Here is a 20,668-nt window from a genome sequence, read left to right as displayed (position 1 = left end):
TCCACACCTACAATCACCACCGCGGACACACCGCGCTCAAGGGCCAACCACCCGCCAGCCGTGTCCCCAACCTCACGGGTCAGTACACCTAGACGGCCGGCAGCACCCGCAGGGCCGAGTCCAGCAGATCGCGGTCACGGGGCCGGGTCAGCCGGGCCCGGGCGGCCGTCGGCGGCAGCCACAGCACGCCGTCCACCTCGCTGTTCGGTACGAAGGTGCCCGCCGTGGCCTCGGCGGACCAGTAGGTGACCTCTTTCGGCCGGCCGTTCGCGACGTACCGGACCGTGGGCAGCACCGCACCCGGCACGCAGTGGTGGCCCGTCTCCTCCAGGACCTCGCGCAGGGCCGCGTCCCGCGGGGACTCTCCGCGCTTGAGCTTGCCCTTCGGGAACGACCAGTCGTCATAGCGCGGACGGTGTACGAGACAGAGCTCCACGCCTTGGCCGCCGGACGCGCCCCGGCCGCCGGACGCGCCGCCGGATCCGCCCGCGCCCCCGCCCCAGTCGACGGGCGCGGGCGGACGGCGCCACAGCACGCAGCCCGCCGCCCGCACGGTGCCGTTCGCCGTCCGGGTCATGGCCGGACCGCCGTCGCCGTCGCGTACGGCCAGCTCTCCCGGAAGACCGACCGTGCCGCCTCCACCCCGTGGCGCTGGTCGGCGTGGAGCACCCCCAGGGCGTACGCGGTGGTCGGCGCGATGCGAGGGGTGCGGGCCGCCGCGGACGCCGCGGCGGCCGCCTCCGCCGCGTCCCGGTGCAGGTCGAGCGCGTGCCCCGGGCCGGCCAGGACCGGATCGGGGGCGCCCCGCACCACCTCGTGGGCGTACCGGTGCAGGCGCAGCAGCAGGCGGGTCTGGTGCCAGGGCGCGTCGTGCGCCTCGTTGTACGGCTCCGCCCTCTCGTCGGAGGGGAGCGCCGCGACGGCGCCGAGCAGCCGTTGCTCCGCCCGGTCGGCGGGCTCGCGCAGCAGCTCACCCGCGGGTTCGGCGGCCTCGGCGGAGAGCGGGACCTCGGAGGCGAGCAGCGCGACCGCGTCGGCCACGGCGTGGAAGCGCGCGGAGCCGAGTGCCTGGAGCGCCGCGGAGTGGGCGCGGGTCCGGGCGAGGGTCAGCTGCCGTTCCAGCAGCGCGCCGGCGCGTGCCGCTCCGACGCCGAGGACGGCGCGTTCCTTGCCGGCGGTCGTGGCGGTGGCTCCGGCCTCGGCCCGTGCCGCCGGGAGCGATGCCCCGGACAGCCCGTGCAGCGCTTCGAGGAGCCGGGTCAGCCGGTCCGCGTACGCGTGCTCGCGGGCGAGCGTGCCGGAGAGCCAGGCGAGCTCGGTGCGCAGCTGCTCGGCCCAGAGCGGGTCGAGCGCCGTCCGGAAGGTGTGCAGGGTGCCGCTGATGCGGCGGGACGAGCGGCGCAGCGCCCAGGCGGCCTGATCGGCTGCCTGGGGTCCGGCGTCGCCGGGGGCACTGTTCTCGCGGTGCAGACGCAGGCTGCGCAGGAAGTCCGCGGCCCGGTCCCGCAGATACGGTGCGAGCACCGCCCCCGCGGTCACGTCCGCCTGTGTCTGATGGTCAGGGCGTCGCACGCCGGCGCCTCCGGGCGTCAATGAGCATTTCCTGTACGTGCCGCAGCGGGCGGCCCTCCGCGTCCGTGGCGTGCCGGGTCCAGTTCCCGTCGGGGCCCAGATGCCAGGAGGAGGTGGTGTCGGCCATGCCGGTCTCCAGGAGCCGGCTGAGTGCGGCCCGGTGTGCGGGGTCGGTGACCCGGACCAGGGCTTCGATGCGGCGGTCGAGGTTGCGGTGCATCATGTCGGCGCTGCCGAACCAGACCTCGGGCTCGCCGCCGTTGCCGAACGAGAAGACCCGGGAGTGTTCGAGGAAGCGGCCCAGGACGGAGCGGACCCGGATGTTCTCGGAGAGGCCGGTGACGCCGGGGCGGATCGCGCAGATGCCGCGGACCCAGATGTCGACCGGGACGCCGGCCTGCGCGGCCCGGTAGCAGGCGTCGATGATCGCCTCGTCGACCATCGAGTTGACCTTGATGCGTACGTAGGCGGGGCGGCCGGCCCGCTGGTGGGTTATCTCCTTGTTGATCCGGACGATCAGTCCGTCGCGCAGCGACTTCGGGGCGACGAGGAGCCGCCGGTAGGTTTCGCGGCGCGAGTAGCCGGAGAGCCGGTTGAAGAGGTCGGAGAGGTCCGCGCCGACCTGTGGGTCGGCGGTGAGCAGGCCGAGGTCCTCGTAGAGCCTGGCCGTCTTGGGGTGGTAGTTGCCCGTGCCGACGTGCGAGTAGCGGCGCAGCGTGTCGCCCTCCTGGCGGACGACGAGCGAGAGCTTGCAGTGCGTCTTCAGGCCGACGAGCCCGTAGACGACGTGGCAGCCCGCCTCCTCCAGCTTCCGCGCCCACTTGATGTTGGCCTGCTCGTCGAAGCGGGCCTTGATCTCCACGAGTACGAGGACCTGCTTGCCGGACTCCGCGGCGTCGATGAGGGCGTCCACGATCGGGGAGTCGCCCGACGTCCGGTACAGCGTCTGCTTGATCGCGAGGACGTCCGGGTCGCCGGCCGCCTGTTCCAGGAAGGCCTGGACGGAGGTGGAGAAGGAGTCGTAGGGGTGGTGCAGCAGTACGTCGCGTTCGCGCAGTGCGGCGAAGATGTCGGGCGCGGACGCGGACTCCACCTCGGCGAGGTCGCGGTGGGTGCCGGCGATGAACTTGGGGAACTTCAGCTCGGGCCGGTCCAGCGACGCTATGCCGAACAGTCCGGTGAGGTCGAGCGGTCCGGGCAGCGGGTAGACCTCCGCGTCGGACACCTTCAGCTCGCGGACCAGCAGGTCCAGCACGTACGGGTCGATGGACTCCTCGACCTCCAGGCGGACCGGCGGGCCGAAGCGGCGCCGCATGAGCTCCTTCTCCAGGGCCTGGAGCAGATTCTCCGCGTCGTCCTCCTCGACCTCCAGGTCCTCGTTCCTGGTGACCCGGAACATGTGGTGCGCGAGCACCTCCATGCCCGGGAAGAGCTCTTCCAGATGGGCGGCGATGACGTCCTCGATGGGGACGTAACGCTGCGGCGAGGCCTCCAGGAAGCGTGTCAGCAGCGGCGGCACCTTGACCCGGGCGAAGTGGCGGTGGCCGCTGACCGGGTTGCGTACGACGACGGCGAGGTTGAGCGAGAGGCCGGAGATGTACGGGAAGGGGTGCGCCGGGTCGACAGCGAGGGGGGTGAGCACGGGGAAGACGCGCTGGCGGAAGAAGGTGAAGAGCCGGGCCTGTTCCTTCTCGGTCAGCTCGGGCCAGCGGATCAGCTGGATGCCTTCGTCGGACAGGGCGGGCGCGACGTCCTGCTGGTAGCAGGCGGCGTGCCGGGCCATGAGTTCGCGCGAGCGGGTCCAGATCAGGTCGAGGACCTCGCGGGGCTGGAGGCCGGAGGCGGACCGGGTGGCCACACCGGTCGCGATGCGGCGTTTCAGGCCCGCCACCCGGACCATGAAGAACTCGTCCAGGTTCGAGGCGAAGATGGCGAGGAAATTAGCCCGTTCGAGGAGGGGCGTCGCCGGGTCCTCGGCCAGTTCCAGCACGCGTTCGTTGAACGCGAGCCAACTGCGTTCGCGGTCGAGGAACCGGCCCTGCGGCAGCTCGTCCCCGTCTCCATCGGGTTCGTACGCGTCGACGTCGGCATCGATGTCGGGGTCCAGGTCGGCCGAGGTGGACAGGGCGGCGTGGGAGGACGACGGGGTGGCGACGGCGTGCGGCCGGTGTGCGGCGAGGGAGCCGACGGACGGCTGGACCGGAACCTCGGAGCTGGGCTGCTGGCTCATGAGCCCATTCTTCCGCGCGGAGTGCCCGGAGGGCGCGTCGGAGGGGGATGAGATCGCGGAGATCGAGCGGTCGGCGCGCTCTCTGCCGGGATTTCTCCCGTTGCGGGGGGTCGGCACAGCTGGCTGCATCCTGAGAGGGTCCCAAGGGCGTCTGAATGCCCGGTAACGGCGACATGACATGCAGGAAGCGGTGTGTGGCCGTGCCCGGGGGCGGTGGGCCCCCGGGCACGGCCGCGTGGTGCCGGTCCGGTCAGGCGTGGCGGCGGCGCAGGACGCGGAAGGCGAGGGCGACGGCGGCGGCGGTCAGAACCAGCAGGATGCCGGTCTCGACGAGCTGGAGCGGCCAGAAGTGCGAGGCGGGGTGGTAGTCGGTGACTCCGCCCTGGTCGCGCAGGCAGCTCGCGGGGTCCTCGGGGTTGACGCGGCCCGCGTTCCAGCAGTCCGCCCAGTAGATCTCCTTGCCGGAGGGGGTGAGCATGCCCGACTCGATGTGCCAGGGGGTGCCCGTGGGACGGTCCCTGCCGAGGAAGCGGGTGGTCGGCCAGAGCTCGTAGCGGCGTTTGCCGAAGCCCAGCATGACCGCGCCCAGAAGGAGGGCGGTGAGGCTCATGGACAGGAGAGTGCGGCGTACGAGGACGGCGCACAGGGCGCCGACGGCCACGGCCAGCAGGGCGTAGGCGACCGCGGCCGGTCCCACGGCGGGGAAGACGCCGCTCTCGTACCAGTCGAGCTCGCTGGCGTACGCGTTCTTCCGGATGTCCGACAGACCCCATCGGTAGACGAGGACCAGAAGGGTCGTCCCGGCGGCCACGAGGACCATGGGCAGGGCGAGCCGGGCGGCCAGCCACTGGCCGGGTGACACCGACTGGGCCCAGACGAACCGGAACGTGCCGTTCTCCAGCTCGCGGGCGATCAGCGGACCTGCGACGAACACGCCGATGAAGGGGCGGCGTCAAGCGACGCCGCCCCTGCGGAGGTTGATGAAGGCTCAGGACTCCGTGCGGTACATCAGGTCGACCTCGTGGGTGGTGAAGCCCATCCGCTCGTAGACGGCCACGGCCGCCGTGTTGTCCGCGTCGACGTAGAGCATCGCGGTGGGCAGCCCCTCCGAGGCGAGGTGGCGCAGCCCGATCGCGGTCAGCGCCTTGCCCAGGCCGCCGCCCTGTGCGTCGGGCCGGATGCCGACCACGTACACCTCGCCGAGCTGCTCCTCGGCGTGCACCTTCGTCCAGTGGAAGCCGATCAGTTCGGAGCCGCCGTTGTCCGTTCCGCGCTCGGCGAGGAAGAACCCCTTCGGGTCGAACCATGCCTCGGCCTTGCGGTCGTCCAGGTCGCGCTGGGTCAGCGAGCCCTGCTCGGGGTGGTGGGCGAAGGCGGCGCTGTTCACGGCGAGCCAGGCCGCGTCGTCCTGGCCCGGCACGAAGGTGCGGACGGTGACGCCCGGAGGCAGCGTCGGCTCCGCGATGTTCAGCGGGCTCAACGGGCGCCGCAGCTGGCGCAGTTCCCGGAAGAGCGAGAGGCCGAGCACCTGCGCGAGGTGCCGCGCCGCGGACTTCCCGCCGTGTGCCCAGACCCGTAGCCGCTTGCCGGTCGCGGCGAGCAGGGCCGCCCCGAGCGCCCGCCCGTGGCCGTGTCCTCGGTGCGAGGGGTGCACGACCAGCTCGGCGGCCGGTGCCTCGACGGGGTCGGTGTCCTCCAGCTGCGCGTACCCGACCAGCACGCCTCCGGCGGTCAGCAGGAAATGCCGCACGCCTTCCCGGTGTCCGCCCCGCAGCTGCAGCCGGCCCTGCTCGGACACGGCCTGCCGGCCATCGGACCGCGCGGCCTCGGCGAGCAGCCCGGAGACGGCGGCCGCCTGGTCGGGGGAGAGGATGTCGAGCGTCTGGATCTCGCGTCCGGGGGCGGGGAGGGGTACGTCAGTCGTCATGCTTACGAGCGTACGGCGGGGTGGGGATCCTGTCCGTTGCCCCGGTCCGGGGCGGGGGTTTCCGTCCTCAATCGCCGGACGGGCTGGGTGTGTGCGGGTCGCCCCGTGGGGGGTGCGGGTCCCCCACCGGGGTTCGCCTTGTCCCGGTGGGTGGGGGTCCGGTGCCCCTCCGGGGCGTCTCCTCGAACGACGAACGTTCCGCCGGTACGCGGTGGGACCCGGGTCGATGTTCGTCGTTCTGCGGCGACTCCCCTGCACGGCCCCGAACCCGCCCGCCATGCGTCTGCGATCAGCCGGAGGGCCGGCGTCGTCCCTCTTTGTCTGCGGGGTCGTCCCACCGGGGTGCAGGCGCGCGACGGGTCTGGGTGGGGGCGTGCAGGGGAGTCCCCGCAGGGAATGGCGTACGACCCGGGTTTCTCCGCGTCGCCGGGTGCACACGCCATTTCTGAGGAGACGCCCCGGAGGGACCCCACCCCCACCCACCGGACAGAACGCACCCCGCGGAGCACCCGCACCGAGCCCGTCCGGCGATTGAGGACGGAACCCCCAGCCCCGGACCGGGGCAAGGCCAAGGACCCCCGCTGCCGCCCGCCCAAGGGCTACGCACCGAGCCCGTCCGGCGATTGAGGACAAAGACCCCAGCCCCGGACCGGGGCGAGGACAAAGACCCCCGCCGCCGCCCGCCCAAGGGCCCCGCCCCGGACCGGGGCAACAGACGGGGCCCCCGAGGCCAAGGACCCCCGCTGCCGCCCGCCCAAGGGCCCCGCACCACGGATCCCCGTTTGGCCGCAATTGTGCGCCATATGAGTGAATGGCCCCGTTCCGATCGGTCGGCAACCAGTTCGTAACCCCAAACATCTGTCGCGCTACGCGCGTTGACTCTAGGCTGCGGCACGCAGTCCTCGGACTTTTGACCACCCTCACACCTCCCGCTGAGCTCACAAGGGGATCGATGTCAGCGACACCGCAGAAGAACCGCGCGTCCCGGCGGGTGCTCGCCGCCGCAGCAGGTCTGGCCACCGTCGGCGCACTGGTCGCCGCCATGCCGGCCGGCGCCCATGGCAAGGATCACGGCAAGGGCCACGGCCACCACACGCCGGCCCGGACCGTCGACGTCCAGCTGCTGTCCTTCAACGACCTGCACGGCAACCTGGAGCCGCCGGCCGGCTCGGCCGGATCGGTCACCGAGACGCAGGCCGACGGCACGACGAAGGCCGTTCCGGCCGGCGGCGTGGAGTACCTCGCCTCGTCGCTGCGCGCGGCGCGCAAGGGCCACCCGTACTCCATCACCGCGGCCGGCGGCGACATGGTCGGGGCGAGCCCGCTGCTGTCGGGCCTGTTCCACGACGAGCCGACCATCGAGGCGCTCAACAAGATCGACCTCGATGTGACGAGCGTCGGCAACCACGAGTTCGACGAGGGCGTCACCGAGCTGAGCCGCCTCCAGAACGGCGGCTGCCACCCGGTCGAGGGGTGCTACGAACAGGGCAAGAAGTTCAAGGGCGCCGACTTCCCCTACCTGGCCGCGAATGTGACGGACGAGAAGACCGGGAAGCCGATCCTCAAGCCGTACACGGTGTGGAAGAAGAACGGCGTCAAGATCGGCTTCATCGGGGTGACCCTGGAGGGCACGCCGAACATCGTGACGGCCAACGGCGTCAAGGGCCTGAAGTTCCACGACGAGATCGAGACGGTCAACAAGTACGCCAAGGAGCTGGACCGGCAGGGCGTCAAGTCCATCGTGGCGCTGATCCACGAGGGCGGCGCCCCGGCCTCCTCCTCGTACAACTACGACTGCGACAGTCCGGGCGCCGGTGACGGCATCTCCGGGCCGATCACGGAGATCGCCAAGGGCATCTCGCCGAAGGTCGACGCGCTGGTCACGGGCCACACCCACCAGGCGTACGTGTGCACGATCCCGGACCCGGCGGGCAACCCGCGCCTGGTGACCTCGGCCTCGTCGTTCGGCAAGCTGTACACGGACACGACGCTCACGTACGACCGTCGCACCAAGGACATCGTGCGCACCGCGGTGAAGGGCTCCGGCACGTCGAAGTCCTCGAAGCACCACCCCGCGCCCGCGAACCCGGTCTCGGTGAACCACGTCGTCACCCGGGACCAGGCCAAGGCCACCGACATGACGGATCTGATCGCGCGCTGGAACACCCTCGCGGCGCCGATCGCGAACCGGCCGCAGGGCTGGATCTCCGCCGACATCAACGGCCGCGGCTCCACGGCCCCCGAGAAGCCGCTCGGCAATCTGATCGCGGACGCGCAGCTGGAGGGTCTGGCCCCGGCGGACAAGGGCGGGGCGGTCGTCGCCTTCATGAACCCGGGCGGCATCCGTGCCGACCTGGTCCACAAGGCGTCGGGCAGCGAGGGCGACGGCGTGGTGACGTACGGGGAGGCGTTCACCGTGCAGCCGTTCACCAACATGATGAATGTCGTCGATCTGACCGGTGAGCAGCTGGTGGCCGCGCTCCAGCAGCAGGTCAGCGGTTCCAACGAGGCCAGCCCGAAGATCCTCCAGATCTCCGAGGGCCTGACCTACACCCTGGACATGACGAAGGCCGGTGCGGATCGCGTGGTCACCGGCACGATCAGGCTGAACGGTGAGCCGATCGACCCGGCCAAGACCTACCGGGTCGCGATGAACGAGTTCCTGGCGGGCGGCGGCGACGGCTTCGCGGCGCTCGGCGCGGGCACCGACAAGCTGGTCGGTGCCTCCGACCTGGACCTGTTCAACGCCTACCTGGCCGCGCACTCCACGGCCGAGGCGCCGCTGGCCCCGCCGGCGACGGACCGGATCACGATCGTTCAGTAACTCCGGGCAGTGAGCGGGATGGGGCGGCGGGCCGGTGGCTCGCCGCCCCACCTGTGTGCCGGGGCGGCGATTGTCGCGGGCGTCGGACGCCCGCACCCGCCGGAGCCCCGGTGCGTGCGGCAATCGGCACCCTGTCCATGGTGACGTGCACCGGTCATAATCTGACCGCTGACCCCCACACGGCACCCCGGAGGCGCCCCCGCATGAGTCCGTACACCGCGAACCGCAGACACTTCCTGGCCGGGGCGCTCGCCGTCACCGCCACCGCCCTCGTCGGTACGGCGCCCGCGCGCGCCGAGGCCCGGCAGGCACGCACCGTGCAGGACTGGATGAGCGGCATCGCGGACTCCACCGCGCTCCAGCGCCTGACGATTCCCGGCTCGCACGACTCCGGCGCCCGCTACGGCGGGCCGTGGACCGAGTGCCAGAACACCACGATCGCGGAGCAGTTGAACAGCGGGCTGCGCTTCCTCGACGTACGGTGCCGGATCACCGGCGGTTCCTTCGCGATCCATCACGGTGCCTCGTACCAGAACCTGATGTTCGGCGATGTCCTCGGCGCCTGCTGGGACTTCCTGGCGGCGCACCCCGCGGAGACGGTGCTGATGCGGGTCAAGCAGGAGTACTCGGAGGAGAGCGACGCGGCGTTCCGCGCGGTCTTCGACGACTACCTCGACAACAGGGGCTGGCGGCCGCTGTTCCACATCGATCCCGCCCTGCCGACGCTCGGCGGTGCACGTGGCAAGGTCGTGCTGCTCGCGGACAACGGCGGGCTGCCCGGCGTGCGTTACGCCGATCCCGGGCTCTTCGACATCCAGGACGACTACATGGCGGAGCCGTTCGCCAAGTACCCCAAGATCGAGGCCCAGTTCCGCAAGGCGGCCGGGCAGCCGGGCAAGCTCTTCATGAACTACGTATCGACCGCCGCCCTGTTGCCTCCCCGAGGGAACGCGGACCGGCTCAACCCGCAGGTCCAGTCGTTCCTCGACAGCTCGGAAGCGTCCGGCTGGACCGGTCTCGGCATCGTCCCGCTGGACTTCCCGGCGACACGGCCGGGGCTGGTGGAGTCGCTGATCCGGCACAATCCGGCGGCCTGAGCCGCCGATCCGGGGCAGGGGATCGTCGGCCACTCCGGCGGAGCCTGCCGTCCGGGGTGCCCGGCCCGCCGTCCGGGCCGGGCACGCACTGCGTCTATCCCGCGGAATCCGGTGGGGTGCCGGGGGTGGTGGGCGTGAAGCGGGCCTGGAAGAAGCGAAGGGTCTCGGGCTCGTGGGTGAAGGCGAGGCCGCTGGTGAGGCGGTCGCGCTGCTCGTGTACGCGGATGGCGCTTTCGGCGACGACGTCATGTGGCTTTGGGTGTAGACGCGGCGGGGAATGGTGAGGCGGATGAGTTCGAGCCGGGGGTAGCGGTTCTGCCCGGTGGCCCGGTCGCGTCCGGCGGAGACGGCGCCGCGCTCGGCGGCGCGCACTCCGGAGTCGAGGTACAGGGCGGCCGCCAGGGTCTGGGCGGGGAACTCCTGGCGGGGTATGTGAGGCAGCGTGGCAGCGGCGTCGACGCACACGGCGTGGCCGCCGATGGGCTGGACCAGCGGCAGCCCGGCAGCTGTCATGTGCTGTCCGAGGTAGGCGACTTGGTCGACCCTGGCCTTGATGTTGTCCTCCTGGACGGATTCGGCGATGCCGACCGCGATGGCGTCCATGTCGCGTCCGGTCATGCCGCCGTAGGTGTGCAGGCCCTCGTAGAGGACGACGAGGCTGCGGGCCCGTTCGGCCAGGCGTGCGTCGCGCAGGGCCAGCCAGCCGCCGATGTTGGCGTAGCTGTCCTTCTTCGCGGACATGGCGGCGCCGTCGGTGCGGGCGCAGATCTCGCGGAGGATGGCGGCCACGCTGTGCTCCTGCCAGGCCTGCTCGCGCTGTTTGATGAAGTAGGCGTTCTCCACGGCGCGGGCGGCGTCGAGGATGACGAGGATGCCGTGGCGGTGCGCGAGTTCGCGGACCCGGGTGAGGTTGGCCAGGCTGATCGGCTGCCCGCCGGCCATGTTGACGGTGGCCGCGATGGAGACGTACGGGATGTTCTCCGGCCCGACGTCGCCGATGAGCCGCTCAAGCTTCGCCAGGTCGACATTTCCCTTGAAGGGGTGCTCGCAGGCCGGGTCGTGGGCCTCGTCGATGATCACGTCGTGGAAGGTCGCGCCGTTGAGTTCCTGGTGCGCGCGGGTGGTGGTGAAGTACATGTTGCCCGGGACGTGGTGGCCGGGGCGGATCAGGGTGCGGGAGAGGATGTTCTCCGCTCCCCGGCCCTGATGGGTGGGGATGAGGTGCTCGTAGCCGTAGTACTCGCGGACCGCGGCCTGGAGGCGGTGGAAGCTGCGGGATCCGGCGTAGGCCTCGTCGCCGGTCAGCATCGCCGCCCACTGACGGTCGGACATGGCGTTGCTGCCCGAGTCGGTGTAGAGGTCGATGGTCACGTCCTCGGAGCGCAGCAGACTGATGTTGTGACCGGCCTCCTGAAGAGCACGCTGCCGCTGCTCGCGGGTGGTGATCGGCAGGGGTTCGACCATCTTGACGCGCCAGGGCTCTGCCGGATGGCGTGGCATGGACTTCTCCTTGGATCCGGGAACGGGGAACGGGCCCGGGCGTGTCCGGCCGGGCCGGGGAGGGGACTCAGGGCTTGCGGGCGACCAGGACGCCGTTGGCACCCGGACCGTCGAAGCGGGTGACGCCCTCGGGCTCCAGACCCGCCGCGCGCAGCCAGGCGGAGTACTCGGCGGCGGTGTAGTTCCGGCCCCAGGTCTCCACGAGCATGTTCAGGCTCATCAGCGCCGCCGGCGGTGGACCCTGTTTGTCGTCGTCGGCGAAGGACTCGCAGATCAGCAGCTGTCCGCCCGGCGCCAGGGCCTCGGCGCAGACGCCGAGGATCTTCTTTACGTCGTCCTCGCCCCAGTCGTGCAGGATGTTGGACAGCAGCACGGCGTCGTGCCCGGCCGGCAGGGGGTCGGTGAAGAAGTCGCCGACTGCGAAGGTGATGCGGTCCTCCAGTTCGGCCGAGGCGACCCGGGGCCGTGTGAGATCGCAGACGAAGGACAGGTCGAAGACGGTCGCGTGCAGGTGCGGCCAGCGGCGGCACAGTTCGATGTCGAAGGCGGCGCCCCCGCCGCCGACATCGAGCAGACGGCTGGTCCCGCCGAAGTCCAGGGCCCCGGCGAGGAGCCGGGCGGTGTAGGCGGACAGGGAGTGCATGCCCTCCCAGAAGTGCTCGGTCATCACCGGGTCGTCCGGCGCGAACAGCGACTCCTGACGCTCGGGGTCCCAGGTGGTGGGGTGGTTGCCGCGCAGCGAGTCCGCCAGCTTGAGGTAGGCCGGGTACTCGTGGCGGTCCACGACCGTGATCCAGCCACCGAAGTAGTACGGCCTGCCCTTGACCAGGTACTCCTCGGACATGGGCGTATTGCGGTATCTGCCCTCGGCATCCAGGTGCAGCAGACCCAGTGCCGTGCACGCGGTGAGCAGCAGCTCGGCCGGCCGGGGCTGGAGACCGTGCCGCCCGGCGAAGGCCGCGGCCGTTGCCGAGCGCCCGTCGGACAGGTCGGTGAACAGCCCCAGCTCGGTCGCCAGGGCCAGCGCCTTGAAGGCATAGACGCCCGAGGTGAGTTCCATCAGCGGCACCGGGGTGGTCCGCTCGTTCATGACGTGCCTCCGTCCATAGGGGCGGGGAGTCTGCGTGCCAGGGTGATGCCGTCGGCGATGGGCAGCATGACCAGCTCCATGCGGGCGTCGGCTTGGGCGTGGTCGTTGAAGGCGCGGATCGCGGCGGTGTTGCCCACCGCGTCGGTGTCCACCACGGCCCCGCCGCAGAAGACGTTGTCGGCCACGATCGGCCCGCCGGGGCGCAGCCGGGGCACCAGCTGCTCCCAGTAGCCGATGTAACCGGCCTTGTCGGCGTCGATGAACACCAGGTCCACGCCGGGCTCCTCGGGCAGCGAGTCGAGCGTCTCGGCCGCCGGTCCCACACGCAGTCCGATGCGGTCGGCCACCCCGGCCCGCTGCCACGCTTCGCGGGCGATGTCCGTCCACTCCTTGTTCAGGTCGCAGGTCATCGCCCTCCCGCCCGGCACCACCCCGCGCGCCAGGCACAGCGTGGAGTAGCCGGTGAAGGTGCCGACCTCCACCACCAGCCGGGCCTCCAGCAGCCGGGCCAGCAGGGTGAGCAGGGCGCCCTGCTCGGGTGGTATCTGCATCTCCGCGACCTGCCCGAGCCCATGGGTCCGCTCGATCAGCTCCTGGGCGACCGGGTCGGGTGGCGTGCCGTGGCCGACCATGTACTGGCGTAGTTCAGCGGTCAGTTCGACATCCTTGACCAGTTTCATCACACCTCCGTCGTTCGACGTGAGCGGTACGGACTCCGCCGGATCGGCAGCCCCTGAGGGCCGGCCGGGGTGGGCGGCGGGACGTGGTTCCCGGCTGAGGCGGCGAGCCGGGCGGCCTGACGCCGCAACCGGGGCAGCGCGGTCTGTTCCAGTTCCGCGATCTCCGCCCGGAATCCCCCCGGAGCAGCCGAGGAGGTGGACGTGCCGCGGTAGCAGAGCCCGCTGCGTTCCAGGTCCGCGATGATCGTCAGCAGTCGGTGCAGCAGTTGTGCCTCCAGCACGTGTGCGCACACAGGGGCTCTGCTGCTCAGGAAGAAGCGGTCGTACAGGCCGAGTTCGTCCTGTCCGGGCTCGGCTCCCGCGTCCCGGCCGGTCCGCTGGAGCAGCGAGACGCCCTCGGGGACCAACTGCGCGGCGACCGCGTTGTGCACCCGGTGGTTGCGTCGCACGGCCCGTGCCACCCTGGCGGACCGGTGTCCGCCGCCCGCTTGAGGAGCTGCGGCAGGCCTCGGTGGTCGCGGGCCCATTCCCCGCTGAACGCCGGATGCGCCCGGGCCATCCGCGTCCGGATCTCCCGCTGGTACAGCTCGGGCGGGCAGCTGCCCGCGTACAGCAGCAGGACGGAGTACAGGTCCAGCAGCGCCACGAGGTCATCAGCAGAATCAGCAGCATCAGTGAAATCAGCGGCATCAACAGAATCAGCAGCATCAGTGGAATCAGCAGGAGCGGCGATATCGGTGGCATCAGGGGCGACGGCGGCGTCGGCGGGCACCGGCGCCGTCCGCGTCAGCACCCCGCGCAGCAGCCACCACTCCAGGAACGTGGCCTGATGGCCCACGACCCATCGGTACCAGGCCAGATCGGCCGCGCGGGCGGGCGGCTCACACATCTCCAGGGGAGATTCGGGCGCGGCCGCCCGCGCCGGCGTGCCCCCCTCCGGCACCCGCACCAGGCCGCCACGGATCACGGGACACGAGGGCCCGCACCTCGTGTGCGAGGGCCCCGCATCCACGTACGGCAACAGGAGACGCCACGTCCCCGCTCCCACCGGACCGCCCTCGACCGGCACTTCACTTCCCCCGGGGGCGGGAGAGGTGCTGCGCCGCGTTCCGACCGCGCCGGGGAACAGACGCCCGACCGGGGCGACTCGGAACGGACACGTCGCCGGAGTACATGCGACCGGTGGAGGGGTGGTGCGGAGGGGGTACACAGGCGGCTTCGCCGAGGCGCGGGTGCGGACGGGCGGAGACCTGGTCAGGTGCCCTCTGTTCCACGGACATAGGCCTCCTCCCAGGCTGCGGGCGCGCAGGGCCGGTTGCTACCGGGCGTGTTTCCTGCTGCTTTCACCGGGGCGTACGCCGGGTACAGGCAGTGCACCACCTCTGGGTAAGGCCGCACAGATGATCGGAGCGGTGGGTGTCGTGTACACCACATAACCTTGTGTGTTTGTGAAACCCAAGTCGGGCCTCGGTCGGCCGAAACGGCGTGGAGAGGAGGGGCTATGCCCCGTGTGCCCAACGATCGCCTGCGTGGCCTGGTGGAAGCCGCCGGGTGCAGCAGGGCTGAACTCGCCCGCGCGGTACGTAAGGTGGCCGCCGAGCACGGACGCTCCGTGGCATGCGATCACACCTCGGTGGCGCGCTGGCTGGCCGGAGCCCGGCCGAGGCCGCCTGCCCCGGCCTTCCTCCTGGAGGCGCTGTCGCGAAAGCTGGGCAGGGGTGTCACCGCGCGGGAAGCCGGTCTCACCCGCGCACCCGTCGGCGTGATGGACCTGCCCCGGGAGGGGGATCCCGTACGCCACCTCGCCGAGCTCACCCGTGCCGAACTCGACCCCGCCCGCGGCCATCTCCTCGGCGCCGGAGTCTTCAGCCTGGCCGCCCTCACCCTCCCCGCACTCCCGCCCCTCCCCGCACTCCCGCCCCTCCCCGTACTCCCGCCCCTCCCCGCACTTCCGCCTCTCCCCGTGCTCCCGCCTCTCCCCGGAGCGCGCGGCATCCTGACCGCAGCACCGGAAGGGACGGCACCCGGCCGGGCCGGTCGGCGTCGGCCCGAGGCCGCCCAATTACAGGGAATGGCCGGAATGTTCGCGAACGCCGCCGCCCAGTACGGTGGCCGGCCGGTCCGTGCCGCCCTGGCGGCCTACCTCGCCTACGCCGCCGCCCCCTGGCTCAACGCCCCCGCCGCCGACCGTGTGCACAGTCAACGTCTCGGTGCGATTGCCCAGTTGACGCTGCTCCTTGCCATCATGTGCGCCGACAGCGGGCATGATGCCGCAGCCCAGCACTACCAGCACACCGCTGCCCACCTGGCCACCCAGGCCTCGGACCACGCCACCTTGGCCATCGTGATGCGCACCATGGCCACCCATGCCCACGACCTCGGCCACCACGCCCCGGCTGTTCTCCACCTCGCCGAGCGTGCGGTCGAGCACGCCCAGCACGCCCCGCCCGCGGTCGGCGCCTACACCCACGCCCACCTCGCCGTCATCCAGGCCCACCACGACCCACGCGCCGCCCTGATCTCTCTCGGCCGGGCCGAACACCTCCACCTGCGGACGGCCGACGCCCCGCCCGGCCCCTTCACCGCCTACCCGGCCGGCGCCCTGCACTACCAGCGCGCCCAAACCTTCGCCACGCTCGGCGACACCCCCGGCACCATCAGCACCCTGACCGTGTCAGTGCGTACCCGCGCCCCCACCGAGCACCGCGCCACCGTGCTCACTCAGGCCCGTCTCGCCGAAACCCTCCTCCGCCACGGCCACCTCGACGAGGCCCTCACCCACTGGCAGACCTTCCTCGGCGCCTGCTCCACCCTCCACTCCACCCACGCCGAACGACGGCTCACCGCCATGCGCCAACGGCTCCGCCCCCACACCCGCCACTCCGGTGTGGCCGCCCTCCTCGACCAGGCCGCCCAATTCACCGCCGTGCCCGTACAACAGTCCGGCACCGCCCGCCACGAATGACCCGGCATTGGGCCGGACCACCTCCCTCGGCCCTCGGTGGCCGAGGGCCGAGGGGGCAGGCGCCGTACCGAACAGGTCCCCACGCCGGCCGGCCCGCACGGCGGCAGAGGCACCTGGAGCGATGCGAGCGGGTTCCGTGTGTCCGTCGCCGGCTCACCCCCGCGGCGGCTCACGCGGCGGCTCCGGCGGCGGCTCCGGCTCCGGTGGGGGCTGCGGCGCCCCCGGAAGGCGGATCGAGGCCTCCGTGCCGCCGCCCTCCGCCGGGCGCAGGGCGATCTCGCCGCCGGCCTGCTGGACCGTACGCGCCACGATCGACAGGCCGAGGCCCGAGCCGGGGAGCTGACGGGCGGACGGGGAGCGCCAGAAGCGTTCGAAGACGTGGGGGAGCTCGTCGGCGGGGATGCCGGGGCCGTGGTCGCGGACCGTCAGCTCGCCCCGGTGCAGCACCACCTCGATCGTGCCGCGGGACGGGCTGAACTTCACCGCGTTGTCCAGGACGTTGACGACCGCCCGCTCCAGGGCGGCCGGTTCGGCCCGTACGTACCAGGGGGCGAGCTCCGCCGTGATGGTCAGTTCCGGGCCGCGCAGACGGGCGCGTCGCAGGGCGGTGCGGGTGATCTCGTGGAGCGCGACGACCTGGAGCGGGCCGGGCTGCGCGGCGTCCGGCCGGGCCAGTTCCTGGAGGTCGCCGATGAGCGAGGCCAGCTCGGTCATCTGCGCCTTCACCGAGTTCATCAGCGCCCTGCGGTCGTCCGGCGGGATCGCCCGGCCGGTCTCGTCGCTGCGGGCGAGGAGCTCGATGTTGGTGCGGAGCGAGGTCAGGGGAGTGCGCAGTTCATGGCCCGCGTCGGCGATCAGCTGGGCCTGGCGGTCACGGGACGTGGCCAGGGACGCGGTCATCGAGTTGAACGAGCGGGAGAGGCGGGCGATCTCGTCCTCGCCCTCGACCGGGATGCGGACGGTGAGGTCCTCGGTGCGGGCGACGTGCTCCACGGCCTCGGTGAGTTCGTCGACGGGACGCAGGCCGGAGCGGGCGACCCAGAGTCCGGCGGCGCCGGCGGCGACGGCACCGATGCCGGAGACGAGGAGGAGGACCCAGGCGAGGGTGGTGAGGGGTTTGTCGATCTCGCTCAGGGGGCGGGCGAAGGAGACACCGAGTTCCAGGGGCGGCTGGCCGGGCTGTTTGACCACGGCGGGCCGCGTGAAGACGCGCATCCGCACGCCGTCCGCATCGGTCACCGAGTGCAGCGCCGTGGGCTGCTCGCGGTTGACCACGGCGAGGTCGGACCCGGTCACCGGGAGCTTGGGCGAATCCGGGTCGGCGCAGACCGTGCCCTGGGCGTCGATGAGCTGGACCGTGAGTCCGGAGTCGGTACGGGGCAGTTGCCTGCCGGTCTCCACGCAGGACCCGTACAGGGAGGTGAGGTAGACCTCGTCCACCGTCGTATTGCGCAGCGAGGTGTCCTGCTGCTGCTCCAGCTGCGCCCTGGCCACGAACCAGCACGCCACCGCCACCGCGGCCACCGCCACCGCGACCGCCGTCGCGACCAGCAGCGCCAGCCGGGAGCGCAGCGGCAGGGCGCGGATGCGCCGGAGCGGGCCGGTCATCCCTCGCCCCCGCCGGAGCGCAGCGCGTACCCCACACCCCGGACGGTGTGGACCAGGCGCGGCTCGCCGCCCGCCTCGGTCTTGCGGCGCAGGTACATCACGTACACGTCCAGGGAGTTGGAGCTCGGCTCGAAGTCGAAGCCCCAGACCGCCTTGAGGATCTGCTCACGGGTCAGTACCTGGCGCGGGTGCGCCAGGAACATCTCCAGCAGCGTGAACTCGGTACGGGTCAGCTCCACGTGCCGGGTGCCGCGCATGACCTCACGGGTCGCGAGGTCCATGCGCAGGTCGGCGAAGGCCAGCACGTTGTCGTCGGGGACGGGGCCTGCCGTGGCCGCGTACGAGCTGCGGCGCAGCAGGGCGCGGATACGGGCGAAGAGCTCGTCCAGTTCGAAGGGCTTGACCAGGTAGTCGTCGGCGCCCGCGTCGAGTCCGGTGACGCGGTCGCCGACGGTGTCGCGGGCGGTGAGCATCAGGATGGGGGTGGTGGTGCCCGTGGCCCGGATGCGGCGGGCCGCGGTCAGCCCGTCCATCCGGGGCATCTGGATGTCGAGGACGATGAGGTCGGGGTCGTACGACTCCGCCTTCGTGAGGGCGTCGAGGCCGTCGACGGCGACCTCGGTGCCGTACCCCTCGAACGCGAGGCTGCGCTGAAGCGCCTCGCGCACGGCGGGCTCGTCGTCGACGATCAGGATGCGCTGGGGATCGTCTTCGGCGGGGCTCATCGCTGCTTCGTCCTCTTCTCGTTCCGTACGGGGCCGGGGCCACTGGCTTCTCAGCCTCGCACGGCCGTGGCGCGGCGTCGCGCGGCGCGGCTCAGGAGCTGTCGCCGGAGCGCAGTGTGTCGAGGTCGGCCTTGAGGGTGTTCACCGGGATGGCGAAGCCGAGGCCGACGCTGCCCGCGCTGGAGCTGTTGGAGCTGCTGGACGAACTTGCCGAGTACATCGCGGAGTTGATGCCGATGATCTCGCCGTTCATGTTGATCAGGGCGCCACCGGAGTTGCCCGGGTTCAGCGAGGCGTCGGTCTGGATGGCCTTGTACGTGGTGGTGGATTCGCCGGTGTCGCCGTTGAACTGCTGTCCGCCGAACTCGAACGGCCACTGCTGCCCGCCGCCCTGCCTGCCCTGGCCGCTGTCGGTGCCGCTGTCGCTGTCCTTGGCGACGGTGACATCGCGGTCGAGTGCGGAGACGATGCCGCTGGTGACCGTGCCGGTGAGGCCCTCCGGGGAGCCGATCGCGACGACCTGGTCGCCGACGGCGACCTGGGAGGAGTCGCCGAGCGTGGCCGTCTTCAGACCGCTCGCGCCCTGGAGCCTGATCAGTGCGAGGTCCTTGTCGGCGTCGGTGCCGACGACATCGGCGGTGTACGTCCTGCCGGTGCTCAGGGTGACCTTGATGGAGGAGGCGCCCGCGATGACGTGGTTGTTGGTGACGATCTCGCCGTCCGACGTGATGACCACGCCGGATCCGGTGGACTGGCCCGCGGTCGAGGTCGCGCCGATCTCGACGATCGTGGGCGAGAGGGCCGCGGCCACGCCGGAGACGGTGCCCTTGCTGCTCTGGGAGACGGTGGTGCCGGGGATGACGCCGCTGCCGGTGGTGGAGGCGGTGTCGTTGTCGGTGAGCTGTCCGATCACGGTGGCGGTGCCGCCGCCGACGATCGCGGCCGCGATGGCCACCGCCGCGAGGAGCGCGACGGGCCGGCGGACCCGGCGGTGCGGGGCGGACGGTCCGGGCGCCGCCTGCGGCATCCCGTGGAGACCGTCACCGCCGTGGCCCGAGCCGCCGGAGTGCGCGTCGGCCGTGCCGGGGGCGGGCCACACCGTGGTGCCGGGGCCCATGGCGACCGGCTGGACGGGCTCGTATGACGGCGGCGGCGGATAGGCCGCTTCGCCGTTGCCGTACGAGGGGTACATCGGGTACTCGCCGCTCGGGCGCTGGCTCTCTGTCATGTCTACGAGAGTGTCCAGCGAACATGAGAGGACCCTGAGGACCCGCTGAGAAGCCCGGCAGAACCTCGTATGCCCGATATAAGGACGCGCACCGGGGCTCGCCGCCCCGCCCCGACAACGGCCGGGCCCTGTACGCCCCCGTCCCGCCCCGTCCGCTAAGCGAGCACCTGCGCGGCCGGCGGTTCCCCGCAGCCGCACGAGCGCCGGACCACGAGCGCCGACGGGAACTGCTTCAGCCGCTCCCGTCGCGAGCCCGACACCCGCAGCGAGTCGTCGAGCACCAGGTCCACGGCCGCCCGTGCCATCGCCGGGCGGTCGGAGAAGACCGTCGTCAGCGGCGGGTCCGTCAGACCGGCTTCCTTCACGTCGTCGAAGCCCGCCACCGCCAGCTCACCGGGCACGTCGATCCGCAGCTCGCGCGCGGCCCGCAGTACTCCGATGGCCTGGTCGTCCGTCGTGCAGAAGATCGCCGGCGGGCGGTCGGGGCCCGAGAGGATGCCCAGCGCCACCCGGTAGGCGTCGTAACGGTTGTACGGGGCCTGGAAGAGCCGGCCCTCCGTCGAGCGGCCCGACTCCTGCATGGCCCGGCGCCAGCCCTCGACGTGGTCGGCGACCGGGTCGCCGACCTCCGGGGTCGACTCCATGCCGCCGAGGCACGCCACGTACGCGTTGCCGTGCTCCAGCAGGTGACGGGTGGCGAGCTGGGCGCCGCCGACGTCGTCCGTGACGACCGCGACGTCGTCGATGGCCTCGGGCCGCTCGTGCAGCAGGACGACCCGGGCGTCCCACGCCTCGATCTCCGCCGCCGCGCGCTCGCTGGGGCCCTGGCTGACCAGGATCAGGCCGGAGACCCGCATGCCGAGGAAGGCCCGCAGGTAGTGGACCTCGCGCTCGTCGCGGTAGTCGGAGTTGCCGACGAGCACCATTTTCCCGCGCTCGGCCGCGGCCTGTTCGACCGCGTGTGCCATCTCCGCGAAGAACGGCTGCCGGGCGTCGGGCACGATCATGCCTATGAGGTCGGTCCGCCGCGAGGCCATCGCCTGGGCGACCCGGTCGGGCCGGTAGCCCAGCTCCTTGATCGCGGCGAGCACCCGCTCGCGCGTGGCCGGGGCGACCGGCCGGGGTCCGTTGTTGATGACGTAGCTGACCACTGCGGTCGACGTCCCCGCCAGTCTCGCCACATCGTCCCGCGTCACCTTGGCCACGCGCGGCAGTCTACGCG

The 20,668-nt window shown here is 71.9% G+C and carries 15 protein-coding genes and 1 pseudogene; 3 read left to right on the top strand and 13 right to left on the bottom strand.

The window, feature by feature from the left end; translation table 11 throughout:
• Nucleotides 1–88 precede the first annotated feature (88 nt).
• The 5 genes from ACZ4LX_RS34885 to mshD all read right to left on the bottom strand — a co-directional run bounded on the left by ACZ4LX_RS34885 (nucleotide 89) and on the right by mshD (nucleotide 5,729).
• Nucleotides 89–577, bottom strand: coding sequence for an NUDIX hydrolase (locus ACZ4LX_RS34885; protein WP_467651862.1), 489 nt, complete (start codon nucleotides 575–577; stop codon nucleotides 89–91).
• Nucleotides 574–1,572: a CHAD domain-containing protein gene (locus ACZ4LX_RS34880; RefSeq protein ID WP_467651864.1), complete on the bottom strand. Its 999-nt coding sequence runs from the start codon at nucleotides 1,570–1,572 to the stop codon at nucleotides 574–576. The genes ACZ4LX_RS34885 and ACZ4LX_RS34880 overlap by 4 nt, the downstream gene beginning before the upstream one ends.
• Nucleotides 1,559–3,802: an RNA degradosome polyphosphate kinase gene (locus ACZ4LX_RS34875; RefSeq protein WP_467651866.1), complete on the bottom strand. Its 2,244-nt coding sequence runs from the start codon at nucleotides 3,800–3,802 to the stop codon at nucleotides 1,559–1,561. Before ACZ4LX_RS34875 ends, ACZ4LX_RS34880 begins: the two co-directional genes overlap by 14 nt.
• Nucleotides 3,803–4,052: 250 nt before the next feature.
• Nucleotides 4,053–4,736 carry an ABC transporter permease gene (locus ACZ4LX_RS34870; protein WP_467651868.1) on the bottom strand — a complete coding sequence of 228 codons (684 nt, stop codon included), beginning with the start codon at nucleotides 4,734–4,736 and terminating at the stop codon, nucleotides 4,053–4,055.
• 54 nt (nucleotides 4,737–4,790) lie between these two features.
• Nucleotides 4,791–5,729 carry a mycothiol synthase gene (gene mshD / locus ACZ4LX_RS34865; protein WP_467651870.1) on the bottom strand — a complete coding sequence of 313 codons (939 nt, stop codon included), beginning with the start codon at nucleotides 5,727–5,729 and terminating at the stop codon, nucleotides 4,791–4,793.
• Between the two features lie 952 nt (nucleotides 5,730–6,681).
• Between mshD and ACZ4LX_RS34860 the strand changes: the two genes are divergently transcribed.
• Nucleotides 6,682–8,553 (top strand): bifunctional metallophosphatase/5'-nucleotidase, encoded by a 1,872-nt coding sequence (locus tag ACZ4LX_RS34860; protein WP_467650662.1) that lies wholly within the window; start codon nucleotides 6,682–6,684, stop codon nucleotides 8,551–8,553.
• A gap of 203 nt (nucleotides 8,554–8,756) precedes the next feature.
• Nucleotides 8,757–9,650 carry a phosphatidylinositol-specific phospholipase C gene (locus ACZ4LX_RS34855; RefSeq protein ID WP_467650661.1) on the top strand — a complete coding sequence of 298 codons (894 nt, stop codon included), beginning with the start codon at nucleotides 8,757–8,759 and terminating at the stop codon, nucleotides 9,648–9,650.
• Nucleotides 9,651–9,953: 303 nt separating this feature from the next.
• Here ACZ4LX_RS34855 and ACZ4LX_RS34850 read toward each other — a convergent pair.
• The 4 genes and pseudogenes from ACZ4LX_RS34850 to ACZ4LX_RS34835 form a co-directional block, all read right to left on the bottom strand.
• Nucleotides 9,954–11,114 (bottom strand): annotated as a pseudogene (locus ACZ4LX_RS34850) (tryptophanase); the annotation flags it as partial.
• Nucleotides 11,115–11,217: 103 nt separating this feature from the next.
• Nucleotides 11,218–12,240: a methyltransferase gene (locus ACZ4LX_RS34845; protein ID WP_467650660.1), complete on the bottom strand. Its 1,023-nt coding sequence runs from the start codon at nucleotides 12,238–12,240 to the stop codon at nucleotides 11,218–11,220.
• A complete protein-coding gene (locus ACZ4LX_RS34840; RefSeq protein WP_467650659.1) occupies nucleotides 12,237–12,920 on the bottom strand; it encodes an O-methyltransferase in 684 nt (227 codons plus the stop codon). Before ACZ4LX_RS34840 ends, ACZ4LX_RS34845 begins: the two co-directional genes overlap by 4 nt.
• Nucleotides 12,920–13,369: a hypothetical protein gene (locus ACZ4LX_RS34835; protein WP_467650658.1), complete on the bottom strand. Its 450-nt coding sequence runs from the start codon at nucleotides 13,367–13,369 to the stop codon at nucleotides 12,920–12,922. Before ACZ4LX_RS34835 ends, ACZ4LX_RS34840 begins: the two co-directional genes overlap by 1 nt.
• 1,052 nt (nucleotides 13,370–14,421) lie before the next feature.
• On the opposite strand from ACZ4LX_RS34835, the gene ACZ4LX_RS34830 reads away from it, so the two are divergent.
• The gene (locus ACZ4LX_RS34830; protein ID WP_467650657.1) at nucleotides 14,422–15,885 is read left to right on the top strand and encodes a hypothetical protein; all 1,464 of its coding nucleotides are present in this window, start codon (nucleotides 14,422–14,424) and stop codon (nucleotides 15,883–15,885) included.
• A gap of 153 nt (nucleotides 15,886–16,038) precedes the next feature.
• Here ACZ4LX_RS34830 and ACZ4LX_RS34825 read toward each other — a convergent pair whose 3' ends face one another.
• From ACZ4LX_RS34825 to ACZ4LX_RS34810, 4 genes are all read right to left on the bottom strand, one after another.
• A complete protein-coding gene (locus ACZ4LX_RS34825; protein WP_467650656.1) occupies nucleotides 16,039–17,493 on the bottom strand; it encodes a sensor histidine kinase in 1,455 nt (484 codons plus the stop codon).
• A complete protein-coding gene (locus ACZ4LX_RS34820; RefSeq protein WP_467650655.1) occupies nucleotides 17,490–18,218 on the bottom strand; it encodes a response regulator transcription factor in 729 nt (242 codons plus the stop codon). The genes ACZ4LX_RS34825 and ACZ4LX_RS34820 overlap by 4 nt, the downstream gene beginning before the upstream one ends.
• 91 nt (nucleotides 18,219–18,309) lie before the next feature.
• Nucleotides 18,310–19,446: a S1C family serine protease gene (locus ACZ4LX_RS34815; protein ID WP_467650654.1), complete on the bottom strand. Its 1,137-nt coding sequence runs from the start codon at nucleotides 19,444–19,446 to the stop codon at nucleotides 18,310–18,312.
• A 155-nt stretch (nucleotides 19,447–19,601) separates the two neighbouring features.
• Entirely contained in the window at nucleotides 19,602–20,651 is a 1,050-nt protein-coding gene (locus ACZ4LX_RS34810; RefSeq protein WP_467650653.1) for a LacI family DNA-binding transcriptional regulator, read from the bottom strand.
• Between the last annotated feature and the right edge of the window lie 17 nt (nucleotides 20,652–20,668).

It is taken from the genome of Streptomyces sp. NPDC026062 (assembly GCF_055568375.1).
This window is presented reverse-complemented; position numbering and strand designations above follow the sequence as displayed.